Raw genomic sequence first — 19341 nt, 5'->3', positions numbered from 1 at the left:
TCGAATCAGAGGATACGTCCAGTCCGGCCGGCAATGATGCCAGGAGGTTCCCATGTCGGTGAAGAGCACCAAGGAGTCAGTGCGGGCGGCCGGCGGCAAAAGCGGCCCCGATGCACGCCGGGCAGATCAAAACGCCGGCATTGCCGCCTCGGACCCCGGCCGGATCCGCAACGTGGCCCTGGTGGGGCACTCCGGCGCCGGAAAGACGATGCTGATCGAGGCCTTGCTCGCCGCAAACGGCATGATCACCCGCAAGGGCTCCATCGTGGACGGAACAACCGTCAGCGACTCCGACCCGGCGGCTGTGCACCAGCAGCGCTCGGTCACGCTGTCCTTGGTGCCGCTGATGGTGGAGGACGTCAAAGTGAACCTGATGGATACCCCGGGCTACCCGGATTTCATCGGGGAGCTGCGGGCCGGGCTGCGTGCCTCCGATGCTGCCCTGTTCGTGGTCTCCGCGGTGGATGGTATCGACGCCACCACCACCGCGCTGTGGGGCGAGTGCGAACACGTGAGGCTCCCGCGCGCCGTCGTGATCACCCGGATGGACCATCCGCGCGCAGACTACGGGCGGACCCTGGCAGCCTGCCAACAAGCCTTCGGCGACGCCGTTTTGCCACTGTGCGTGCCAGTGCAGGGGGAGGGGGCGGACGCCTCTTTGCTGGGCCTGCTGTCCCGCGAGGTCACCGATTACTCGTCGGGTGACCCATCGCCAGCCACCCGCCCGGCTGACCCTGCCGAGCTCGAGGCAGCAGGGCCGGCCCGCGGAACCCTGATCGAGGGAATCATCGCCGAAAGCGAAGACGAGACGCTCATGGACCGCTACCTGGACGGTGAGGACGTCGACCCGGCAGCGCTCGCAAGCGACCTGGAAACCGCCGTCGCCCGCGGCTCGTTCTTCCCGGTGCTGCCCACATCCGCCGTCACCGGCCTCGGTACCGCCGAGCTCCTGGAACTGCTGGTCAGTGCTTTCCCGCCGCCGGGGGAGCGGAGCCTGCCGGACCTGACCGACCTCGCGGGAGAGCCTGCCGGAACCCTGTCCTGCGATCCGTCCGGTCCGCTTGCCGCGGAGGTGGTGCGGACATCCAATGATCCCTTCCTGGGCCGCATCTGCCTGGTGCGGGTCTTCTCCGGAACCCTGCGTGAGGATTCGCCCGTGCACGTGGGCGGCCACGGCCTGGCCGACCGGGGCCACCAGGACCACGACACCGACGAACGCGTGACCCATATCTACTCGCCACTGGGGGCCAGCCTGCGTCCCGTGCCTTACTGCGTGGCGGGGGACCTCTGCGCCCTGGCCAAGCTGGGGAGCGCCGAAACAGGAGACACCATTTCCGCACGGGACATGCCGCTGCTGCTCGCCACCTGGGAAATGCCGGAGCCGCTGCTGCCGGTCGCCGTGGAATCGGACTCCCGCAGTGACGAGGATGCGCTGGCCCGCAGCCTGGGCAGAATTGCGGCGGGCGATCCCACCCTGCGGGTGGACCGGAATGCCGAAACGCACCAGTTGGTGCTGTGGTGCATGGGTGAGGCGCATGCGGAGGTAGTGCTCGACAGGTTGCGCGAACAAGGCGTGAAACTCCACACCGTTGACGTGGTGACGCCGCTGCGGGAGACCTTCGCCGCGCCCGCCGCAGGCCATGGCCGCCATGTCAAACAATCCGGCGGTCACGGCCAGTACGCCGTATGCGACATCGAAGTGGAACCCCTGGAACGCGGTGCGGGGTTCGAATTCGTGGATAAAACCGTGGGTGGCGTCATTCCGGGAACGTTCATCCCGTCGATCGAGAAGGGCGTCCGGGCACAGATGGAGCGGGGCGTCTCCGCAGGCTTCCCTGTGGTGGACCTGCGCGTGACCGTCGTGGGCGGCAAGGCCCACAGCGTGGATTCATCCGACGCCGCATTCCAGTCGGCGGGGGCCCTGGCGCTCCGCGAGGCTGCGGCCGCGGGAAAGATCCAGCTCCTCGAACCCGTGTCCGCGGTGGCCATCACTGTGTCGGACGAGCACGTGGGGACGGTCATGAGCGACTTGTCCGGCCGGCGCGGGCGCCTGACCGGCACCAATTCCTCCGGCCAGGGCCTCACCGAGATCAGTGCCGAAGTTCCGGACCAGGAACTCCTGAGGTACGCGGTGGAACTGCGCGCCTTGACCGCCGGCACCGGCAGGTTCCGCCGGCACTACCTGCGCCATGAACCGGTGCCATCGAATTTCAGCCCCTCCTGATCCCGCCCGGGCAGGAGCTTCGCCAAGGAACGCCGGCCTCCCGTGAACGCCGCTACACGAAAAATCCAAAACATCTACCTGACGTTGACGCTGGGCAACACCCTCGCGGCGTCCTTTATCTGGGGCATCAATACACTGTTCCTGCTCGATGCGGGCTTGAACAACTTTGAGGCTTTCGCCGCGAACGCCTTCTTTACGGCAGGCATGGTGCTCTTCGAAGTACCCACCGGGGTGGTCGCGGACAGTTGGGGGCGGCGGGTGTCGTTCCTGCTGGGCACTGTCACCCTGGCCGGGTCCACCTTCCTTTACTACTTGCTCTGGCAGTTGCACGCGCCGTTCTGGTGGTGGGCGGCCGTTTCGGCGCTGCTGGGGCTCGGTTTTACCTTCTTCTCCGGCGCGGTGGAGGCCTGGCTGGTGGATGCCCTGCACTTCACCGGCTACGAGGGCACCCTCGAAGCGGTCCTGGGCCGCGGCCAGATGGTTTCCGGCATCGCCATGCTGGGCGGTTCGGTGGCAGGCGGGGTGATTGCGCAGGCCACCAACCTGGGGGTGCCGTTCCTGCTGCGCGTCGCGGTCCTGGTGGCCATGTTTGCCGTTGCATTCCTTCTCATGCACGACGTCGGCTTCACGCCCGAGCGCTCGGCCCACCCGTTGCAAGCCACCCGGGCAGTCCTCCGGGCTTCGCTCGACGGCGGGCTGAGGAATCCGCCCGTGAGGTACATGATGCTGGCCGCGCCCTTTACCGAAGGCGTGGGCTTTTACGTCTTCTATGCCCTCCAGCCCTACCTGCTGCAACTGTTCGGCGATCCGAGGGCCTACGCCATTGCGGGCCTGGCCGCAGCCATTGTGGCCGGGGCCGACATCGTGGGCGGCTGGCTGGCGCCGCAGGTCCGGAAGCTGGTGCACCGGCGCACCACCGTGCTGATCGGCTCCAACATCATCAGCTCGGTGGTTTTGGTGGTGCTGCTGGCAACCAACGTCTTTTGGCTGGCGCTGGTGTTTCTGGCCCTCTGGGCAGTGGTGGCTTCCGCCGGCACCCCGGTCCGCCAGGCCTACCTCAATGACATGATCGCCTCCCAGCAGCGGGCCACCGTCCTCAGCTTCGCATCGCTCATGGGCTCAAGTGGCGGGGTGGTGGTGCAACCGCTGCTTGGCAGGGCGGCGGACCTTTACGGCTACCCTGCCTCCTTGGCCATGAGCGGGGTCGTGCAGTTGCTGGCGGCACCATTCATCCTGCTGAGCCGGCGGCGGCGCTCGCCGGCCGATGCCGGGGCGGGCCTGCCGGCCGCGCCCTGACCAGGTTGGGAAGCACACACCGGACGACATGCAGCGAAGGCCCCTGGCCACGGACGGTATGCGTCCGGGGCCAGGGGCCTTCGAAGAACTGCCTGCCGGTGGCAGAAGCCGGTATTACTTGACGCCGGCCTCCACCGGTTCGCTGGCCACCGGCGTCAGTTTCTCCGCGGTGGGCGGAGGAGTGGTCTTCAGCCTGAACCGTCTTCCAAGGTCGCTGCCGCCGCCGCTGCGGTTCTTGTTGAAGATGTCGAACCCGACGGCGATCAAGAGCACCAGGCCCTTGATCAGCTGCTGGTAGTCCGTGCCCAGGCCCAGGATGGACATGCCGTTATTGAGCACACCCATGATGAGTCCGCCGATCATGGCCCCGGCAACGGTGCCGATGCCGCCGGTGACGGCCGCACCGCCAATGAACGCCGCCGCGATCGAATCGAGTTCGAATCCGGTTCCGCCTGCCGGTTGGGCCGAGTTGAGCCGGGCCGTGAAGACCAGGCCCGCCAAAGCTGCGAGGACGCCCATGTTCACGAAGAGGCGGAACGTCACGGCCTTGGTCTTGATCCCGGACAGCTCAGCTGCATGCAGGTTGCCGCCGATTGCATAGGTGTGCCGGCCAAACACGCTGTTGTTCATTAGTGCCGTGTACGCGATCACCAGGACAGCCAGGACCACCAGGACGATCGGCGTGCCCCGGTAGGACGCCAGCAGGAAGGTGATGATGAGCATCAGCAACGCGGTGAAAGCGGTTTTGATGACGAACCAGACCAGAGGCTCGCTTTCGAGATCGAACTTCTTGCGGATGCGGCGTTCCTTTAGGGCCTGGATCAGGAGTGCCACGGTGGCGCCCACGCCAAGGATGACCGTGAGCCATTCCAGTACTGACGTGCCGCCGGAGATGTCCGGGAGAAAGCCTCCGCCCAGGGCACGCAGCTCCGCAGGGAACGGCGTGATCTGCTGGTTCTTCAGGGTGATGAGCGTCAGGCCGCGGAAGATCAGCATGCCTGCGAGCGTGACGATGAAGGCCGGGATTCCCACGTATGCGATCCAGTACCCTTGCCAGGCCCCGACGAGCGCGCCGACCAGCAGGCACGCAGGGATTGCGGCCCACCATGGCCAGCCCCAGTGCACGATCATGACGCCGGCGACGGCACCGATGAATCCCGCCACGGAGCCGACGGACAGGTCGATGTGGCCTGCGATGATCACCATCACCATGCCGATGGCCAGGATGAGGATGTAACTGTTTTGGACCACCAGGTTGGTGACATTCTGCGGCTCGAGCAGGATCCCGCCGGTCAGTCCTTGGAACAGGAGGACGATCAGGATCAGGGCGACGAAGATGCCAACTTGGCGGAGGCGGCTTGTGAGGAATCCGAGCGACTCTCTTAGGGCTGACATTTCGCTATTCCTTCTCTTTGGTCATGTAATGCATCAGTGATTCCTGGGTGGCCTCGGCGATGGGCACTTCACCGGTGACATGGCCGGCGGCGAGGGTGTAGATGCGGTCGCAGATACCCAGAAGCTCGGGAAGTTCCGAGGAAATGACGATGACGGCCTTTCCTTCGGCCGCGAGCCTGGCAATGATCGTGTAGATCTCATACTTGGCGCCGACGTCGATCCCTCGGGTGGGTTCATCAAGGATGAGGACGTCCGGGTCGGAGAACATCCACTTGCTCAGGACCACCTTCTGCTGGTTGCCGCCGGAGAGCTTCCCGGTGATGGCGGCGACGGAGGGTGCCTTGATGTTCATGCTGGTGCGGTAGCCGTTAGCTACCACGGTCTCCTGGTTTTTGTCGACGAATCCGCGCTTCGCGAGCTTGCGCAGCGATGCCAGCGAGATATTGCGCTTGATGTCCTCGATCAGGTTCAGGCCGTAGTGCTTGCGGTCCTCCGTGGCGTAGGCAATGCCGTGCCTGATCGCGTCCGAGACGGTGGACGTATTGATCTCCTCGCCGTACTTGTAAACCTTGCCTGAGGTGGCCGTGCCGTAAGTGCGGCCAAACACGCTCATGGCCAGTTCCGTCCGGCCGGCGCCCATGAGCCCGGCAAGGCCCACGACTTCGCCCTTCCTGACATGCAGGTTGGCGTTGCTGACTACCATGCGGGCGTGGTCCTGCGGGTGGCGGACGGACCAGTCTTCGATCCGGAGGACTTCCGCGCCGATGTTCGGCTCGCGTTCCGGGTAGAGGCTCTCAAGGTCGCGGCCCACCATGCCACGGATGATCCGCTCCTGGGTGATCTGGCCTTCATCGAGCCGAAGGGTCTCAATGGTCTTGCCATCGCGGATGATGGTGACAGCGTCTGCCACCTTGCGGATCTCGTTGAGCTTATGGCTGATGATGATGCTGGTGACGCCTTGGCCCTTCAAGTGGAGGATCAGGTCCAGCAGGTGGCCGGAGTCCTCATCGTTGAGGGCGGCCGTGGGCTCGTCCAGGATGAGCAGCTTCACTTCCTTGGACAGCGCTTTGGCGATTTCCACGAGTTGCTGCTTGCCCACGCTGATGTGCTGTACCGGGGTGACGGGGTTTTCATCGAGTCCCACGCGGGCCAGCAGTTTTGCTGCCTCCAGGTTGGTCTTCCGCCAGTCCACCCATCCCTTGGTGGCCTGTTCGTTGCCGAGGTAGATGTTCTCGGCGATGGAAAGGTACGGGCTCAGCGCGAGTTCCTGGTGGATGATCACGATGCCCCGCTTCTCGCTGTCCGAGATGCTGGCGAAATTGCAGGGTTCGTTTTCGAACAGGATTTCCCCGTCGAACGTGTTGTGCGCGTATACGCCGGACAACACCTTCATGAGCGTTGATTTGCCGGCGCCGTTCTCACCGCAGATGGCATGGACTTCTCCACGGTTCACATCAAGGGTGACATCCTGCAGCGCCTTCACGCCCGGGAACGTCTTGGTGATTCCTCGCATTTGAAGAATGGGTGTGTTCATCGTCAATTCCCACTGACTGGTCGAATCTTGGCCTTCCTGCTGCTGCAGGAGGTTGCGGGAGGGGCTGCGGCCGGACGGCCGGCCGCAGCCCCCGGCTGTCTACTTGACGTCGGCGTCGGTGTAGTAACCCGAGTCGATCAGTTCCTTCTTGTAGTTGTCCTTGGTGATGATCACGGACTTCAGCAGGTAAGCCGGGACGACCTTGACCTTGTTGTTGTAGGTCTTGGTGTCATTGGTTTCCGGTTCCTGGCCCTTGAGGACGGCGTCCACCATCTTGACCGCCTGGGCGCCGAGCTGCCGGGTGTCCTTGAAGATGGTGGAGTACTGCTCGCCGGCAACGATGGACTTCACGGAGCCCTTCTCGGCATCCTGGCCCGTGACGACCGGCAGGCTTCCCTTGGCGTAGCCGCCGGTGCTGGTGAGGGCCGAGATGATGCCGATGGACAGTCCGTCATAGGGGGACAGGACGCCGTTCAGCTTGGTACCTGAGCTGTAGGCGGACGTGAGGATATCCTCCATGCGCTTCTGCGCCACGGGTGCTTGCCAGCGGAGGATCGCGGCCTGTTCAAACTTGGTCTGGCCGCTGGGGACCTTCAAGGTGCCGGCATCCATGTACGGCTTGAGGGTGTCCATGGCGCCGGTCCAGAAGAAGTTGGCGTTGTTGTCGTCAGGGCTTCCGGCGAAGAGTTCGACGTTGAACGGACCCTTGCCGTCCACTTTCTTGCCACTGGCGTCAAGGAGTCCCAAGCCGGTCAGCAGCGAGGTGGCCTGCTGGACGCCGACCGTGTAGTTGTCGAACGTGGTGTAGTAGTCCACGTTCGGGGTGCCGTTGATGAGGCGGTCGTACGCGATCACTTTGACGTTCTGCTCCTTGGCCTTGGCCAGGACATCGGTCAGGGTGGTGCCGTCAATGGCGGCGATGATCAGCGCCTTGGCGCCCTTGGTCAGCATGTTTTCGATCTGCGAGACCTGGGTTGGGATGTCGTCATTGGCGAACTGGAGGTCTGTCTTGTAGCCAAGGTCCTTGAGCGACTTCTCGACGTTGGCGCCATCGGCAATCCAACGCTCGGATGTCTGCGTGGGCATCGAGATCCCAACCAGCGAGTCGGCGGGCTTCGCCGCGCCGCTGGATTCGGTTGCCGCGCCACGTGAGCCGCAACCGGTGGCGCCCACCGTCAGCGCGAGGACAAGGGCCACCGCGCCCACGATTTTTTTGATTCTCACCATTTTCTCCTTCCGCGGCAGCACTGCCGCGAAGTGTTATTGGACGAGGCAGCAGCGATGCTCCCTGGTCCTGGCCACATTGTTGATGTGTCGGTTCAATATAGACTGATTTGTGAACGCTAACAAGAGGCGGCTATCAAGTGCATGAACCTGCTTGAATTTCATTGACTTCTGCTTTGTTAGCGTTCACACTTGCTGCAGCGCTTAGCTCGACCGTGACCCCTAGACAACCCCGGCAATGAGGCCCCTGCCTCCCGGGCGGAGGCAACCGAATGCCAGATACATCCTTCAGTTCCAACCCTGACCACTGCGTCGTCGGCGTGGATTACGGAACACTTTCCGGCCGTGCCGTGGTGGTGCGTGTCCGCGACGGGAAGGAGCTCGGCAGCGCGGTCCATGCGTATCCGCACGCCGTGGTCACCGACGTCCTGCCACGTGACACAGCGGGCGACGACGGGGCCCGGCTTCCCGGGGAATGGGCGCTCCAGGTGCCCAACGACTACCGGGAGGTGCTTCGCACTGCCGTCCCGGCAGCCGTGGCTGACGCCGGGATCGACCCGGCGGCCGTCGTCGGTATTGCCACGGACTTCACCGCCTGCACCATGGTGCCTGTCATGGCCGACGGCACCCCGCTGAACGAACTGCCGGGCTATGCCAACCGGCCGCACGCGTACGTGAAGTTGTGGCGCCACCACGCCGCCCAGGGGCAGGCCGACCGGATCAACCGGCTCGCCGCCGAACGTGGCGAGGACTGGCTTCCCAGGTATGGGGGGCTGATTTCCTCGGAGTGGGAATTCGCCAAGGGGCTGCAGCTGCTGGAAGAGGACCCCGAAGCCTACGCCGCAATGGACCGCTGGGTGGAGGCGGCGGACTGGATCGTCTGGCAGCTGTGCGGCAGGTATGTCCGCAATGCCTGCACGGCCGGCTACAAGGGCATCTACCAGGACGGGCGCTACCCCTCGGAGGATTTCCTCGCCGCCCTGAACCCGGAGTTCAAGGACTTCGTCAGCACCAAACTCGAGCACACCATCGGTCGGCTGGGTGACGCCGCCGGCACACTGACCGCGGAGGCCGCAGCCTGGACCGGGCTGCCGGAGGGCATCGCCGTGGCGGTGGGAAACGTTGACGCCCATGTGACGGCCCCGGCAGCGAAGGCGGTGGAACCGGGCCAGCTGGTGGCCATCATGGGCACCTCCACCTGCCACGTCATGAACGGCACGGAACTGCGTGAAGTACTGGGAATGTGCGGGGCCGTTGACGGCGGCATCGTTCCCGGCCTGTGGGGCTACGAGGCGGGCCAGTCGGGCGTGGGAGACATCTTCGGCTGGTTCACGAAATACGGAGTCCCGCCCGAATACCACCAGGCGGCCGAAGCTGCCGGTCTGGGGATCCACGAATACCTCACCGAACTGGCCTCGCGGCAGGCCATCGGGGAGCACGGGCTGATAGCCCTGGACTGGCATTCCGGCAACCGCTCGGTCCTGGTGGACCACGAGCTCTCCGGCATCGTGGTGGGCCAGACGCTCGCCACCAGGCCCGAGGACACCTACCGGGCGCTTCTGGAAGCCACAGCCTTTGGAACCCGCACCATCGTGGACGCCTTCCGCGACGCCGGGGTTCCGGTCAAGGAATTCATCGTGGCCGGCGGCCTGCTCAAGAACAGGCTCCTGATGCAGATCTACGCAGATGCCACCGGCCTGCAGCTTTCCACTATCGGCTCGGAACAGGGCCCGGCCCTGGGGTCGGCGATCCACGCCGCCGTCGCGGCCGGCCACTATGCGGATATCCGCCAGGCCGCAGCGGCCATGGGCGCCGAACCCGGGGAGGTCTACACTCCAATCCCGGAAAACGTGGCCGCATACGAGGAACTCTTCCAGGAGTACAAAACCCTCCATGATTACTTTGGCCGGGGCAGCAACGACGTGATGCACCGGCTTAAGGCCATCCAGCGACGGGCCGCCAGTACGGTGCTGCCCGGTACCGGGTCCGCCGTCCACTCTGTCGTGGAGGTGTCCGCATGAGCGTCCGGCAGGGAACCGAAGCCGCAATCCTGGAAACCATCGCCCGGATCCGGGAAGACGTATGCGCCCTGCACGCTGAGTTGACGCGGTACGAACTGGTGGTGTGGACTGCGGGCAACGTCTCGGCCCGGGTGCCCGGCACCGACCTGATGGTCATCAAGCCGTCCGGCGTCAGCTACCAGGACCTGACCCCGGAGCAAATGGTCGTGACCGACCTGCACGGCACGCCGGTGAGGGGCACCAATGTTGGTGGCGGCGGCACGGTCGATTGGGGCAACCCGCCGCTCTCGCCGTCGTCCGACACCGCCGCGCACGCCTATGTGTACCGGCACATGCCCGAGGTGGGCGGGGTGGTGCACACGCACTCGACGTATGCCACCGCGTGGGCTGCGCGGGGTGAGGCCATCCCCTGTGTGCTCACCATGATGGGGGATGAGTTCGGCGGTTCCATCCCGGTGGGCCCGTTCGCGCTGATCGGCGACGATTCGATCGGCCACGGCATTGTGGAGACGCTGAAAAACTCGAACTCACCGGCGGTCCTGATGCAGAACCACGGCCCCTTCACCATCGGCAAGGACGCCCGTTCCGCCGTGAAGGCCGCCGTGATGTGCGAGGAAGTGGCCCGCACTGTCCATATCTCGCGGCAGCTCGGTGAACCCCTCCCGATCGACGCAGGCCATATCGACTCGCTCTACGCCCGCTACCAGAACGTCTACGGGCAGTAATCCCCAAACCTTTAACAGGAGTACGCATGAACACCGCAGCAAACACCAGCCTGGACGGCTACGAGGTCTGGTTCCTCACCGGCAGCCAGCACCTGTACGGGGAGGAAGTCCTCAAACAGGTGGCCGCCCAGTCCCAGGAGATCGCGAACCAGCTGAACGCCAGTTCCGCGGTCCCGGTGCGGATCGTCTGGAAGCCGGTCCTGACCGATTCGGATGCCATCCGCCGGACCGCGCTGGAAGCGAACGCCGATGACTCAGTCATCGGCGTGACGGCTTGGATGCACACCTTCAGCCCTGCCAAGATGTGGATCTCCGGCCTGGACCTGCTGCGCAAGCCACTGCTGCACCTGCACACCCAGGCCAACCGCGACCTGCCCTGGGCGGACATCGACTTCGACTTCATGAACCTGAACCAAGCCGCGCACGGGGACCGGGAGTTCGGGTACATCCAGTCCCGCCTCGGCATCGCCCGGAAGACCGTCGTCGGGCACGTCTCCAACCCCGAGGTCGCCCGCCAAGTGGGTTCCTGGCAGCGCGCGGCGGCCGGCTGGGCCGCCGTCCGGACCCTGAAGCTCACCCGCTTCGGCGACAACATGCGCAACGTCGCCGTCACCGAAGGTGACAAGACCGAGGCCGAGCTGCGCTTCGGCGTCGCGGTGAACACGTGGTCCGTCAATGAGCTCGCGGACGCCGTGCACGGCGCGGCGGAGGCCGACGTCGACGCCCTGGTGGCCGAGTACGAGGACCTGTACGACGTGGTGCCGGAGCTCCGCGCAGGCGCGGCCAGGCATGAATCGCTGCGGTACGGCGCCCGGATCGAACTGGGCCTGCGCAGCTTCCTCGAAGCCAATGGCTCCGCCGCGTTCACCACCTCCTTCGAAGACCTGGGGGCCCTCCGCCAGCTGCCCGGCCTCGCCGTGCAGCGGCTCATGGCCGCCGGGTACGGCTTTGGCGCCGAAGGCGACTGGAAGACCGCCATCCTGGTGCGCGCCGCGAAGGTGATGGGTGCCGGCCTGCCCGGCGGCGCCTCCCTGATGGAGGACTACACGTACCACCTGGAACCGGGCGCGGAGAAGATCCTGGGCGCCCACATGCTGGAGGTCTGCCCCTCGCTCACGGCATCGAAGCCGCGCCTGGAAATCCACCCGCTGGGCATCGGCGGCAAAGAGGACCCGGTCCGGCTGGTGTTCGACGCCGATGCCTCCCCGGGCGTCGTCGTCGCCCTGTCCGACATGCGCGACCGCTTCCGCCTGGTGGCCAACGCCGTCGACGTCGTTCCCCTGGACCAGCCGCTGCCCAACCTCCCCGTGGCCCGCGCGCTCTGGCAGCCGAAGCCGGACTTCGCCACGTCCGCCGCCGCCTGGCTCACGGCCGGCGCCGCCCACCACACCGTGCTCTCCACCCAGGTCGGCATGGACGTGTTCGAGGACTTCGCCGAAATCGCCAAGACCGAACTCCTGACCATCGACGAGGGCACCACCATCCGCCAGTTCAAGAAGGACCTGAACTGGAACGCCGCCTACTACAAACTCGCCGGCGGGATCTGATTCCGTGGCGCAGCCCGGCTACCGGCCCCGGCGGCTGCCAAGGCTTGAGGACGTGGCGGGGCTGGCCGGGGTCTCGCACCAAACCGTCTCGCGGGTGGTCAACAAGCACCCCAACGTCAGCAAAGAGACCCGGCACAAGGTGGAAGCGGCGATTGCCGAACTCGGCTACCGCCGCAATACAGCAGCACGCAGCCTGGTCACCCGGCGCTCGCAGACCATCGGCGTCCTGGGCAGCGAGTTGTCGCAGTACGGCCCGGCCAACACCTTGCTGGGAGTTGAACGGGCCGCGCGGGACGCGGGATATTTTGTCAGCGTCGCTGCGCTGCGGGAAGTCACCAGGGACACCATCCTGGACGCGGTCAGGCACTTCCTGGACCAAGCGGTGGACGGGATAGTCGTGATTGTTCCGCACCTGGCCACGTTGGCGGCCTTGGCGGAACTCGCTATCGGAGTGCCGGTAGTGGCCGTGGGGTCCGACGGGAATGACGCCGTTGGCGGTGTCCGGGTGGACCAGCGCAAGGGAGCCGAACTGGCCGTCCGGCACCTCATAGCGCAGGGCCACCGCCGGATCGGGCATGTCGCCGGGCCACAGGACTGGATTGACGCCGTGGCGCGGTCCGACGGCTGGCGTTCCGCCCTGGAAGCCGCCGGGCTCGAGGCGGATCTCCTGGTCGAGGGAGACTGGAGTGCGGGCAGCGGCTACGCCATTGGCCGTCGGCTGGCTGCTGACCGGCGCGCCACGGCCCTCTTCGTGGGCAACGACCAGATGGCATTGGGGATCCTGCGCGCCCTGAACGAAGCAGGCTTGGAGGTGCCGACGGACGTTTCCCTGGTGGGCTTCGACGACCAGCCCGAATCGGCATATTTCAGCCCTCCGCTGACCGTGGTCCGGCAGGACTTCGAAGAACTGGGCCGGCGCTGCATGGACATGATGCTCGGGGTACTCGGCGGTGCGGAAGGGCCCAGGACGCTGGTGGTGGAACCTGAGCTCATCCTGCGCAGCAGCACGGCCCCGCCCTGCTGAAGCAGCAGGAAGGCTGGAATTAATCCGGGGGAGACCGCCGCGAAACGTGGCCACAACAATTGCTGCGTAGGTTTCAGGCATGACGGCTACCTTGCTCACCCGGCTCCGCGACTGGGCCATTGCTACCTTTACCTGCGAATCAGAGTCCGAGGCCGCCGGCGCCATGGCCGATGCCACCCGGTGGGGGTGGCTTCCCGCCTTGAGTGGAGTCTCCGTCGGCGCCGACCATGCCCGCTCCGAACACCTGGGAAGGGTGTCCGGCGGCAACTGAATGTCTGCTTGGCCACACTATTGCGCCGGGGCCCGGATGATGCCCTAAACTGCTTCACTGAGGTGCCTGAAATGGCGCTGTGCAGCAACGAAAGTGAACATGCTAATGGCTACCGATTACGATGCTCCACGCAAGCAGGAAGAGGAGTCTCCCGCTGACTCCCTGGAGGCCCTCCAGGCGTCCCGGAGCGGCAACGCGCAGACCGCAGTCATCGATGTCGACGAGAATGACACCGCTGAAGGCATCGACCTCCCCGGCGCCGATCTGTCCAACGAGGAACTCACCGTCATTGTGGTTCCCGAGCAGTCCGACGAGTTCACCTGCTCGTCCTGCTTCCTGGTCCGCCACCGGTCACAGGTGGCCCGCGAAAAGGACGGCCTGAAGTACTGCCGCGACTGCGAAGGCTGAGCCCCACCCGTTCTTCCCGGCGCCGGTTGCCCCTCCGGGGCGGCCGGCGCTGCTGTGTCTCCGGCCGCCGTCGTTACCAAAATACCCCTCCGTGACAACGGAAAAGGTGCCGTGCCCGGTTGGGGGCACGGCACCTTTTCGTGAACGCTTCGCCCTATTCCGGGACTACCAGGGCGGGCGTATCCTTCTTGAGCGTTTCGCCGCGGAAGAAGCCCGGGTGCGTGCGGGACATGACCAGCATGACGACGGCGCCCAGGGCCAGGATGCCTACGCCCAGGATGAACACCAGGCCCACGCCGAAGACCTCGGAACCGCTGCCGAACTCGGGCGCCAGGCTGTCCACGGCGGTCTGGACGAAGACCACGAACAACCCCACGCCGCCCACCACCGGGCAGACCAGCCTGAACACGAAGTGGCGCACGCTGTTGAACAGGCTGTGCCGGAAATACCAGGTGCAGGCCAGTGCGGTGAGGCCGTAGTAGAAGCAGATCATCAGGCCCAGCGCCAGGATGGTGTCGTTCAGGACGTTGTCGCTGACCACATGCATCACCGCGTAGAACCCGGCGGAGACGACGCCGGCAGCAATGGTGGCGAAGCCCGGCGTTGCGAACTTCCGGCTGATCCGGCTGAAGGGTTCCGGCAGGGCGCCGTAGTGGGCCATCGCCAGCAGGCTGCGGGACGGTGACATGAACGTGGACTGCAGGGAAGCGGCCGAGCTGGAGAGCACCGCCAGGGACATCAGGATGGCGAACGGGCCCATGATGGGGGAGGCCAGCGCCGTGAAGATGTTCTCGTGGTTCTCGGCGTTGTTCAAGCCGTTGCCGGTATCTCCCACGCCGGCGAACATCATGGTGGCGATGCTGACCAGGAGGTAGATGGCCAGGACGATGACCGCGGTGAGGGTGCCTGCCACGCCGGCGGTCTTTTTGCCGTTGGCGGTTTCCTCATTGACCGTGAGGCAGACGTCCCAGCCCCAGTACACGAAGATCGACAGGGAGATGCCGGCGGCAACCTGGCCGAAGGTCTCGATTTTGGTGACGTCGAACCAGTCCCAGCTGAACGGGATGGCGGTCTCCGAGGTGGACCAGTTGGCGAATGCCATGGCGACGAAGAGGCCCAGCACCAGCAGCTGGAATCCCACCAGGCTGTACTGCACCATTTTGGTGGTGTGCATGCCGCGGTAGCTGACCCAGACGGCCAGTGCCACGAACACGAAGCACGTGACGACGTTGAGCGCCTTGTTGTCCGCCAGGTCTGCCAGCTCGGCGGAGCCTGTGACCTGGGACAGGAAGAGATAGAAGAAGTCGACGGCGACGCCGGCCAGGTTGGACAGCACGATGATGTTGGCGGCCAGCAGGCCCCAGCCACCCATCCAGCCGATCCAGGGGCCGAACGCTTTGGTGACCCAGGTAAAGGTGGTGCCGCTGTCCGGGGAATCGGCGTTGAGTTCCCGGTAGGCGAGCGAGACCAGGATCATGGGGATGAAACCGATCAGGAAGATGACTGGCAGTTGGAGCCCGGCTTCGTTGACGGTGGGTCCAAGCGCGCTGGTAAGCGTGTAGGCGGGGGCAATGGTTGAGATGCCCAGGACGACGACGGCCAGCAGGCCGAGCTGCCCGCCCTTGAGTCCCTTGGCGCTGACGCCGCCCGTGGACGGTGCGTGGGCGTGGGGGCCGGATTTGGAGGTACTGGTGCGGATTGTCTCTGTCATGGCACCACTTTCTGAAAGGCTGTGAGACGGAGGTCACTATATGAATGGCGTTCATTTAGTATGGGGCTGCCGGCCCTGTGATGCAAGACGCAATATGAACCACATTCGTTTATGACTGATTTCCACAATTAGTAAGCTCACTGAGAAATTTCCGGATTGCCGGCCGCGGGGCAGCCCACGGCTGGTAGCGTCAGCCATATTGGACCACTTGAGGAGGATGCATGAAAGCTTCACCGACACTGACCAACAACCTGCAGGCAGTCCTGGCCGACCTGATCGAACTCCACATCCAGGGCAAGCAGGCGCACTGGAACATCGTGGGCACCAACTTCCGCGACCTGCACCTCCAGCTCGATGAGATTGTTGACGCTGCCCGCCAGTTCGCCGACGATACTGCCGAGCGGATGCGCGCCCTGCACGCCCTCCCGGACGGCCGCAGCTCCACCGTTGCCGAAACCACCAGCCTGGCCCAGTTCCCTGACGGGCTGATCAGCACTGCGGACGCCATTGAGCGGATCGTTGCCGCCATGGAAGCCGCCGTGGGCACCATGCGCAAGGTCCACGACGAGGTGGATGAGGAAGATCCCACCTCCGCGGACCTTTTGCACGAGTTCATCGCCCGGCTCGAGCAGTTTGCCTGGATGGTGCAGGCTGAAAACATGAAGCCAACCGCCAAGGTGACCACTGCCGACTCCAAGTAGGCCGAGCGTCCCGCACGAGGGCGCCCGGTATCGGAACTCATCCGGCACCGGGCGCCCTTTGCGGTCCCCGTGCGGTCAGGTGGCCTTGGGTACCTTCCGCAGCACGACGGCGGCGAGGACTGCCGCTGTCGCCATCAGTACCAGCCCAATTGCCGCCGTGATGTGCACGCCGGAATCGAACGCCGCCGCCGCAGCGTCCCGGACCGCGTCCGCCAGCGGGCCGGGCAGGACGGCGGCCGCTTCCATGGCGCCGGCCAGCGTTTCCCCGGCGTTGTGCAGCGAGGCGCCCGGGAGCATGCCATCCAATCCGGCCGGGAGGCGCAGATTGTGCTGGTAGGAGGCCGTCAGGATGGAGCCAAGGACGGCCGTCCCCAGCAGTGAGCCCACCTCGTAGCCGGTTTCGGAGATCGCCGCGGCGGCCCCTGACTTTTCCGGCGGCGCGGAGCCCAGGATGAGGTCATTCGAAATGGTTTCTGCCGTGCCCACGCCCAGCGCCAGGACCAGGAGCGCTGCCAGCAGCAGCGCTGGTCCGCCGTCGTGGTTTCCAAACGCCACCAGGGTGTATCCCGTGGCGCTGAACGCCAGCCCCGCCGCCACCACGTAGCCAGGGCGGACCTTGCGAACCAGCGGCACCACCACCAAGCCGGCCACCACCGTGGCTGCCAGCGCCGGAATCATCGCCACGCCCGCCGCTGACGGGCTCAGGCCCTCAAGGAGCTGGAGGTGCTGGGCAAGGAACAGGATGAAGCCGTTGAAGGAAAACAGGGCCAGGATGTTGGCGCTGATGGCAATGCTGAACACCCGGTTCCGGAACAGCGACATATCCAGCAGGGGGTGTTCCAGGCGGTGCTGGCGCCGCACGAACACCACGCCCATCGCCAGGCCGAACGCCATGCTGCCAAGGCCCGCCAGGCCCGGACCTTCGATGGCAACATCCTTGATGCCGTAGACCATGGGGACCATCACCAGCATGGACAACAGGATGCTCGGGACGTCCACTCTTCCCGGCGACGGGTCCTTGGATTCCGGGATCAAAGTTCGGCCCAGTGCCAGCAGGGGAACCATCAGGGGCACCGCCACCAGGAACACGGCGCCCCACCAGAAATGCTCCACCAGCCAGCCGCCGAAGATCGGCCCCAAGGCTGCGCCGCCGGAGAATCCGGCAGCCCAGATGGCGACGGCCATCCGCCGGCGGTTGGGCTCCGGGAAGATGTTGCGGATCAGCGACAAGGTGGAGGGCATCAGCATCGCCCCGAAGAACCCCAGTGCGGCCCGTCCGGCGATCAGCCACTCCGCGGAGGGCGCAAAAGCCGTTGCGGCGGACAATCCGGCGAAGCCCGTGCTGCCGATAATGAGCAACCGGCGCCGCCCAATCCTGTCGCCAAGGCTTCCCATCGATACCAGGAGACCGGCCAATACCAGTGGATAAGCGTCAATAATCCACAACACGTGCACGCCGGAGGGTTCCAGGGCGCGGGTGATGGCGGGCAGGGCGAATGTCAGGGCGGTATTGTCCACGGCGACGAGCAGTACCGGGAACATCAGCAGCCCCAGTGCGAGCCAGTCGCGCCGCGGGGACCGCCCGGCCGCTCCGCCGCTGCGTGCAGGCGCCGAGGTCGAAGGGGAAGTCGTCATAAAATAACTATACCGTCCAGACGGTACAGTTTAAAACCTTGCCGTTTCCCTTTTCGACGCCGGCGGAGGGCATGATGGGAAGCATGCCCCGAAAGCCTGTAGCCCGTGATGCGGTCCTTGACGCCTTCGAAACCCTCTTGATCGACGTGGGGGAGCGGGCGGCCACGCTCGACGCGGTGGCCAAAAAGGCAGGCGTGTCCAAGGGGGGACTGCTGTACCACTTCCCCAACAAGGAAGCGCTCATCGAAGTGCTGCTGGACCGCCTGGACGGGCTGGCCAAAGAGGACGCCGACGCCATGGCCGCGGCCGCCGAGGGGGCGGCGGCCTACTTCATCCGCTCCTCCGTCTGGGCGGACACTCCGCTGGACCGGGCCATCGTCGCCGCCACCAGGCTGGCGGAAGTGGCGCACCAGGAAACGCGGCGCCGTTTCGCGGCCATCCAGCAGCGGTGGCTGGACGAGATCGCGGCCGACGTGGGGCCGGGGCTGGCCAAAGCGGTCTTGTATATGGGGGACGGGCTGTATTTCAACGCCATGTTGTCCGTGGGCCCGGCGCCGCAAGGGGGAGCGGCGGCTGACGTGGAGGAACTCCTGGCGGCCCTTGAGCGGCTTCGCAGGTAGCCTCCGCCATTTGCCGGGAAGGGTTGCGGCATAGGACAATGGAATGTTGTGAGGGCTGTCACCGGCCCGCATGATCCAGCACATGGCTGGTTTACAAGTGAATAGCCTTTGATCTGCGGCGGGAGAGTTCTGCCGGTGTACAGGCAGGCGCCGTAGGAGCAAATCCTCCCCAGGAATCTCGCAGGCCCCCGTACCGCCGCGGCGAGGCGCCTCTGGAAAGCAGCAGGCGGTTCCCATGACCCCCAATCGGGGATTCGGAGCCGGTGTGCTCACCGACGGTGCAAGCGGGTCCTGCCAGGCAGGCACCGCGGAAACTCTCAGGTCCAATACAGAGCGGGGAGGAACCCGAATCGCTGTGGCGTACCCTGCGCCGCCTGAGTAAATGGAGTTCCTTCGTGCCGGTTAGCCCAGCCTCCACCACTTTCGTCGACCGCCATATCGGTGCGCGCCGCCAGGCCGACGTCGATACCATGCTCAAAGCCGTTGGCTACGACACTGTCGACTCACTGGTTGACACCGCCGTCCCCAAGGTCATCCGTCAGGAATCTGCCCTTCGCCTGCAGGACGCCCTCAGCGAGGTTGAAGTCCTCACGGAACTGCGGAAGCTTGCCGCCAAGAACAAGACGGCAGTCCAGATGATCGGCCAGGGCTACTACGACACCGTGACGCCGCCGGTGATCCGCCGCAACATCCTGGAATCCCCGGCCTGGTACACCGCCTACACCCCGTACCAGCCGGAAATCTCGCAGGGCCGGCTCGAGGCACTGCTGAACTTCCAGACCATGGTGCAGGACCTGGTGGGACTGCCCATCGCCAACGCCTCGCTGCTGGATGAAGCCACCGCCGTGGCCGAGGCCGTGCTCCTGATGCGCCGCGCCAACAAGTCCGCGGCAGCGAAGGACGGCAAGACGGTCCTGGACATCGACGTTCTTCCGCAGACCATCGCTATTGTCAGGGGCCGGGCGGAGGCGCTGGGCTTCGAGGTGGAGGTCGCGGACCTGTCCA

Annotated in this window: 15 protein-coding genes, 1 pseudogene and 1 riboswitch; of the genes and pseudogenes, 11 read left to right on the top strand and 5 right to left on the bottom strand. The window is 65.4% G+C overall.

The genetic code is table 11. From position 1 onward, the window contains the following. Positions 1–52 precede the first annotated feature (52 nt). Both DC347_RS17880 and DC347_RS17875 read left to right on the top strand, forming a co-directional pair. On the top strand, positions 53–2224 hold the full coding sequence (locus DC347_RS17880) for an elongation factor G-like protein EF-G2 (protein WP_109863899.1): 2172 nt from the start codon (positions 53–55) through the stop codon (positions 2222–2224). A 42-nt stretch (positions 2225–2266) separates the two neighbouring features. Further along, the gene (locus DC347_RS17875) at positions 2267–3520 is read left to right on the top strand and encodes an MFS transporter (RefSeq protein WP_109863898.1); all 1254 of its coding nucleotides are present in this window, start codon (positions 2267–2269) and stop codon (positions 3518–3520) included. A 114-nt stretch (positions 3521–3634) separates the two neighbouring features. On the opposite strand, the gene mmsB is transcribed toward DC347_RS17875, so the two are convergent. The 3 genes from mmsB to chvE all read right to left on the bottom strand — a co-directional run bounded on the left by mmsB (position 3635) and on the right by chvE (position 7676). After that, complete coding sequence (mmsB, locus tag DC347_RS17870) at positions 3635–4915, bottom strand: multiple monosaccharide ABC transporter permease (RefSeq protein ID WP_109863897.1); 1281 nt, start codon at positions 4913–4915, stop codon at positions 3635–3637. A 4-nt stretch (positions 4916–4919) separates the two neighbouring features. Continuing rightward, complete coding sequence (mmsA, locus tag DC347_RS17865) at positions 4920–6449, bottom strand: multiple monosaccharide ABC transporter ATP-binding protein (RefSeq protein WP_018762111.1); 1530 nt, start codon at positions 6447–6449, stop codon at positions 4920–4922. A 99-nt stretch (positions 6450–6548) separates the two neighbouring features. Then, positions 6549–7676: a multiple monosaccharide ABC transporter substrate-binding protein gene (chvE, locus tag DC347_RS17860; protein WP_206073960.1), complete on the bottom strand. Its 1128-nt coding sequence runs from the start codon at positions 7674–7676 to the stop codon at positions 6549–6551. A 269-nt stretch (positions 7677–7945) separates the two neighbouring features. On the opposite strand from chvE, the gene araB reads away from it, so the two are divergent. The 6 genes from araB (at position 7946) to DC347_RS17830 (ending at position 13669) form a co-directional block, all read left to right on the top strand. Next, entirely contained in the window at positions 7946–9694 is a 1749-nt protein-coding gene (gene araB / locus DC347_RS17855) for a ribulokinase (RefSeq protein WP_109863895.1), read from the top strand. Further along, on the top strand, positions 9691–10419 hold the full coding sequence (locus DC347_RS17850; RefSeq protein WP_109863894.1) for an L-ribulose-5-phosphate 4-epimerase: 729 nt from the start codon (positions 9691–9693) through the stop codon (positions 10417–10419). The genes araB and DC347_RS17850 overlap by 4 nt, the downstream gene beginning before the upstream one ends. Before the next feature lie 26 nt (positions 10420–10445). Beyond that, complete coding sequence (araA, locus tag DC347_RS17845) at positions 10446–11966, top strand: L-arabinose isomerase (protein ID WP_109863893.1); 1521 nt, start codon at positions 10446–10448, stop codon at positions 11964–11966. 4 nt (positions 11967–11970) lie between these two features. Then, on the top strand, positions 11971–12990 hold the full coding sequence (locus DC347_RS17840; protein WP_240617843.1) for a LacI family DNA-binding transcriptional regulator: 1020 nt from the start codon (positions 11971–11973) through the stop codon (positions 12988–12990). Positions 12991–13069: 79 nt separating this feature from the next. Next, positions 13070–13261 (top strand): hypothetical protein, encoded by a 192-nt coding sequence (locus DC347_RS17835; RefSeq protein WP_109863891.1) that lies wholly within the window; start codon positions 13070–13072, stop codon positions 13259–13261. A 105-nt stretch (positions 13262–13366) separates the two neighbouring features. Then, positions 13367–13669 carry a DUF4193 domain-containing protein gene (locus tag DC347_RS17830; RefSeq protein ID WP_018762118.1) on the top strand — a complete coding sequence of 101 codons (303 nt, stop codon included), beginning with the start codon at positions 13367–13369 and terminating at the stop codon, positions 13667–13669. Positions 13670–13823: 154 nt separating this feature from the next. Here DC347_RS17830 and DC347_RS17825 read toward each other — a convergent pair whose 3' ends face one another. Next, positions 13824–15380 carry an APC family permease gene (locus DC347_RS17825; protein WP_018762119.1) on the bottom strand — a complete coding sequence of 519 codons (1557 nt, stop codon included), beginning with the start codon at positions 15378–15380 and terminating at the stop codon, positions 13824–13826. Between the two features lie 221 nt (positions 15381–15601). Here DC347_RS17825 and DC347_RS17820 point away from each other — a divergent pair, with 221 nt between their 5' ends. Beyond that, a complete protein-coding gene (locus DC347_RS17820; RefSeq protein ID WP_018762120.1) occupies positions 15602–16081 on the top strand; it encodes a Dps family protein in 480 nt (159 codons plus the stop codon). A 75-nt stretch (positions 16082–16156) separates the two neighbouring features. On the opposite strand, the gene DC347_RS17815 is transcribed toward DC347_RS17820, so the two are convergent. Then, complete coding sequence (locus DC347_RS17815; RefSeq protein WP_109863890.1) at positions 16157–17716, bottom strand: MFS transporter; 1560 nt, start codon at positions 17714–17716, stop codon at positions 16157–16159. A gap of 83 nt (positions 17717–17799) precedes the next feature. Between DC347_RS17815 and DC347_RS17810 the strand changes: the two genes are divergently transcribed. Continuing rightward, complete coding sequence (locus DC347_RS17810) at positions 17800–18336, top strand: TetR/AcrR family transcriptional regulator (RefSeq protein ID WP_109863889.1); 537 nt, start codon at positions 17800–17802, stop codon at positions 18334–18336. Positions 18337–18445: 109 nt separating this feature from the next. Continuing rightward, a riboswitch (glycine riboswitch) is annotated at positions 18446–18542 on the top strand. A gap of 189 nt (positions 18543–18731) precedes the next feature. Further along, positions 18732–19341: pseudogene (locus DC347_RS21985) on the top strand (glycine dehydrogenase (aminomethyl-transferring)); the annotation flags it as partial.

The sequence above is a fragment of the Pseudarthrobacter sp. AG30 genome, assembly GCF_003116525.1.
GTDB lineage: Bacteria > Actinomycetota > Actinomycetes > Actinomycetales > Micrococcaceae > Arthrobacter.
The sequence above is the reverse complement of the archived record's forward strand: the minus strand, read 5'-3'. Positions and strand labels throughout refer to the sequence as shown.

Coding starts and splice junctions, on each gene's coding strand:
- DC347_RS17880 (WP_109863899.1), top strand. CDS start 53: ATGTCGGTGAAGAGCACCAAGGAGTCAGTGCGGGCGGCCGGCGGCAAA.
- mmsB (WP_109863897.1), bottom strand. CDS start 4,915: ATGTCAGCCCTAAGAGAGTCGCTCGGATTCCTCACAAGCCGCCTCCGC.
- mmsA (WP_018762111.1), bottom strand. CDS start 6,449: ATGAACACACCCATTCTTCAAATGCGAGGAATCACCAAGACGTTCCCG.
- chvE (WP_206073960.1), bottom strand. CDS start 7,676: ATGGTGAGAATCAAAAAAATCGTGGGCGCGGTGGCCCTTGTCCTCGCG.
- araB (WP_109863895.1), top strand. CDS start 7,946: ATGCCAGATACATCCTTCAGTTCCAACCCTGACCACTGCGTCGTCGGC.
- DC347_RS17850 (WP_109863894.1), top strand. CDS start 9,691: ATGAGCGTCCGGCAGGGAACCGAAGCCGCAATCCTGGAAACCATCGCC.
- araA (WP_109863893.1), top strand. CDS start 10,446: ATGAACACCGCAGCAAACACCAGCCTGGACGGCTACGAGGTCTGGTTC.
- DC347_RS17835 (WP_109863891.1), top strand. CDS start 13,070: ATGACGGCTACCTTGCTCACCCGGCTCCGCGACTGGGCCATTGCTACC.
- DC347_RS17830 (WP_018762118.1), top strand. CDS start 13,367: ATGGCTACCGATTACGATGCTCCACGCAAGCAGGAAGAGGAGTCTCCC.
- DC347_RS17825 (WP_018762119.1), bottom strand. CDS start 15,380: ATGACAGAGACAATCCGCACCAGTACCTCCAAATCCGGCCCCCACGCC.
- DC347_RS17820 (WP_018762120.1), top strand. CDS start 15,602: ATGAAAGCTTCACCGACACTGACCAACAACCTGCAGGCAGTCCTGGCC.
- DC347_RS17815 (WP_109863890.1), bottom strand. CDS start 17,716: ATGACGACTTCCCCTTCGACCTCGGCGCCTGCACGCAGCGGCGGAGCG.
- DC347_RS17810 (WP_109863889.1), top strand. CDS start 17,800: ATGCCCCGAAAGCCTGTAGCCCGTGATGCGGTCCTTGACGCCTTCGAA.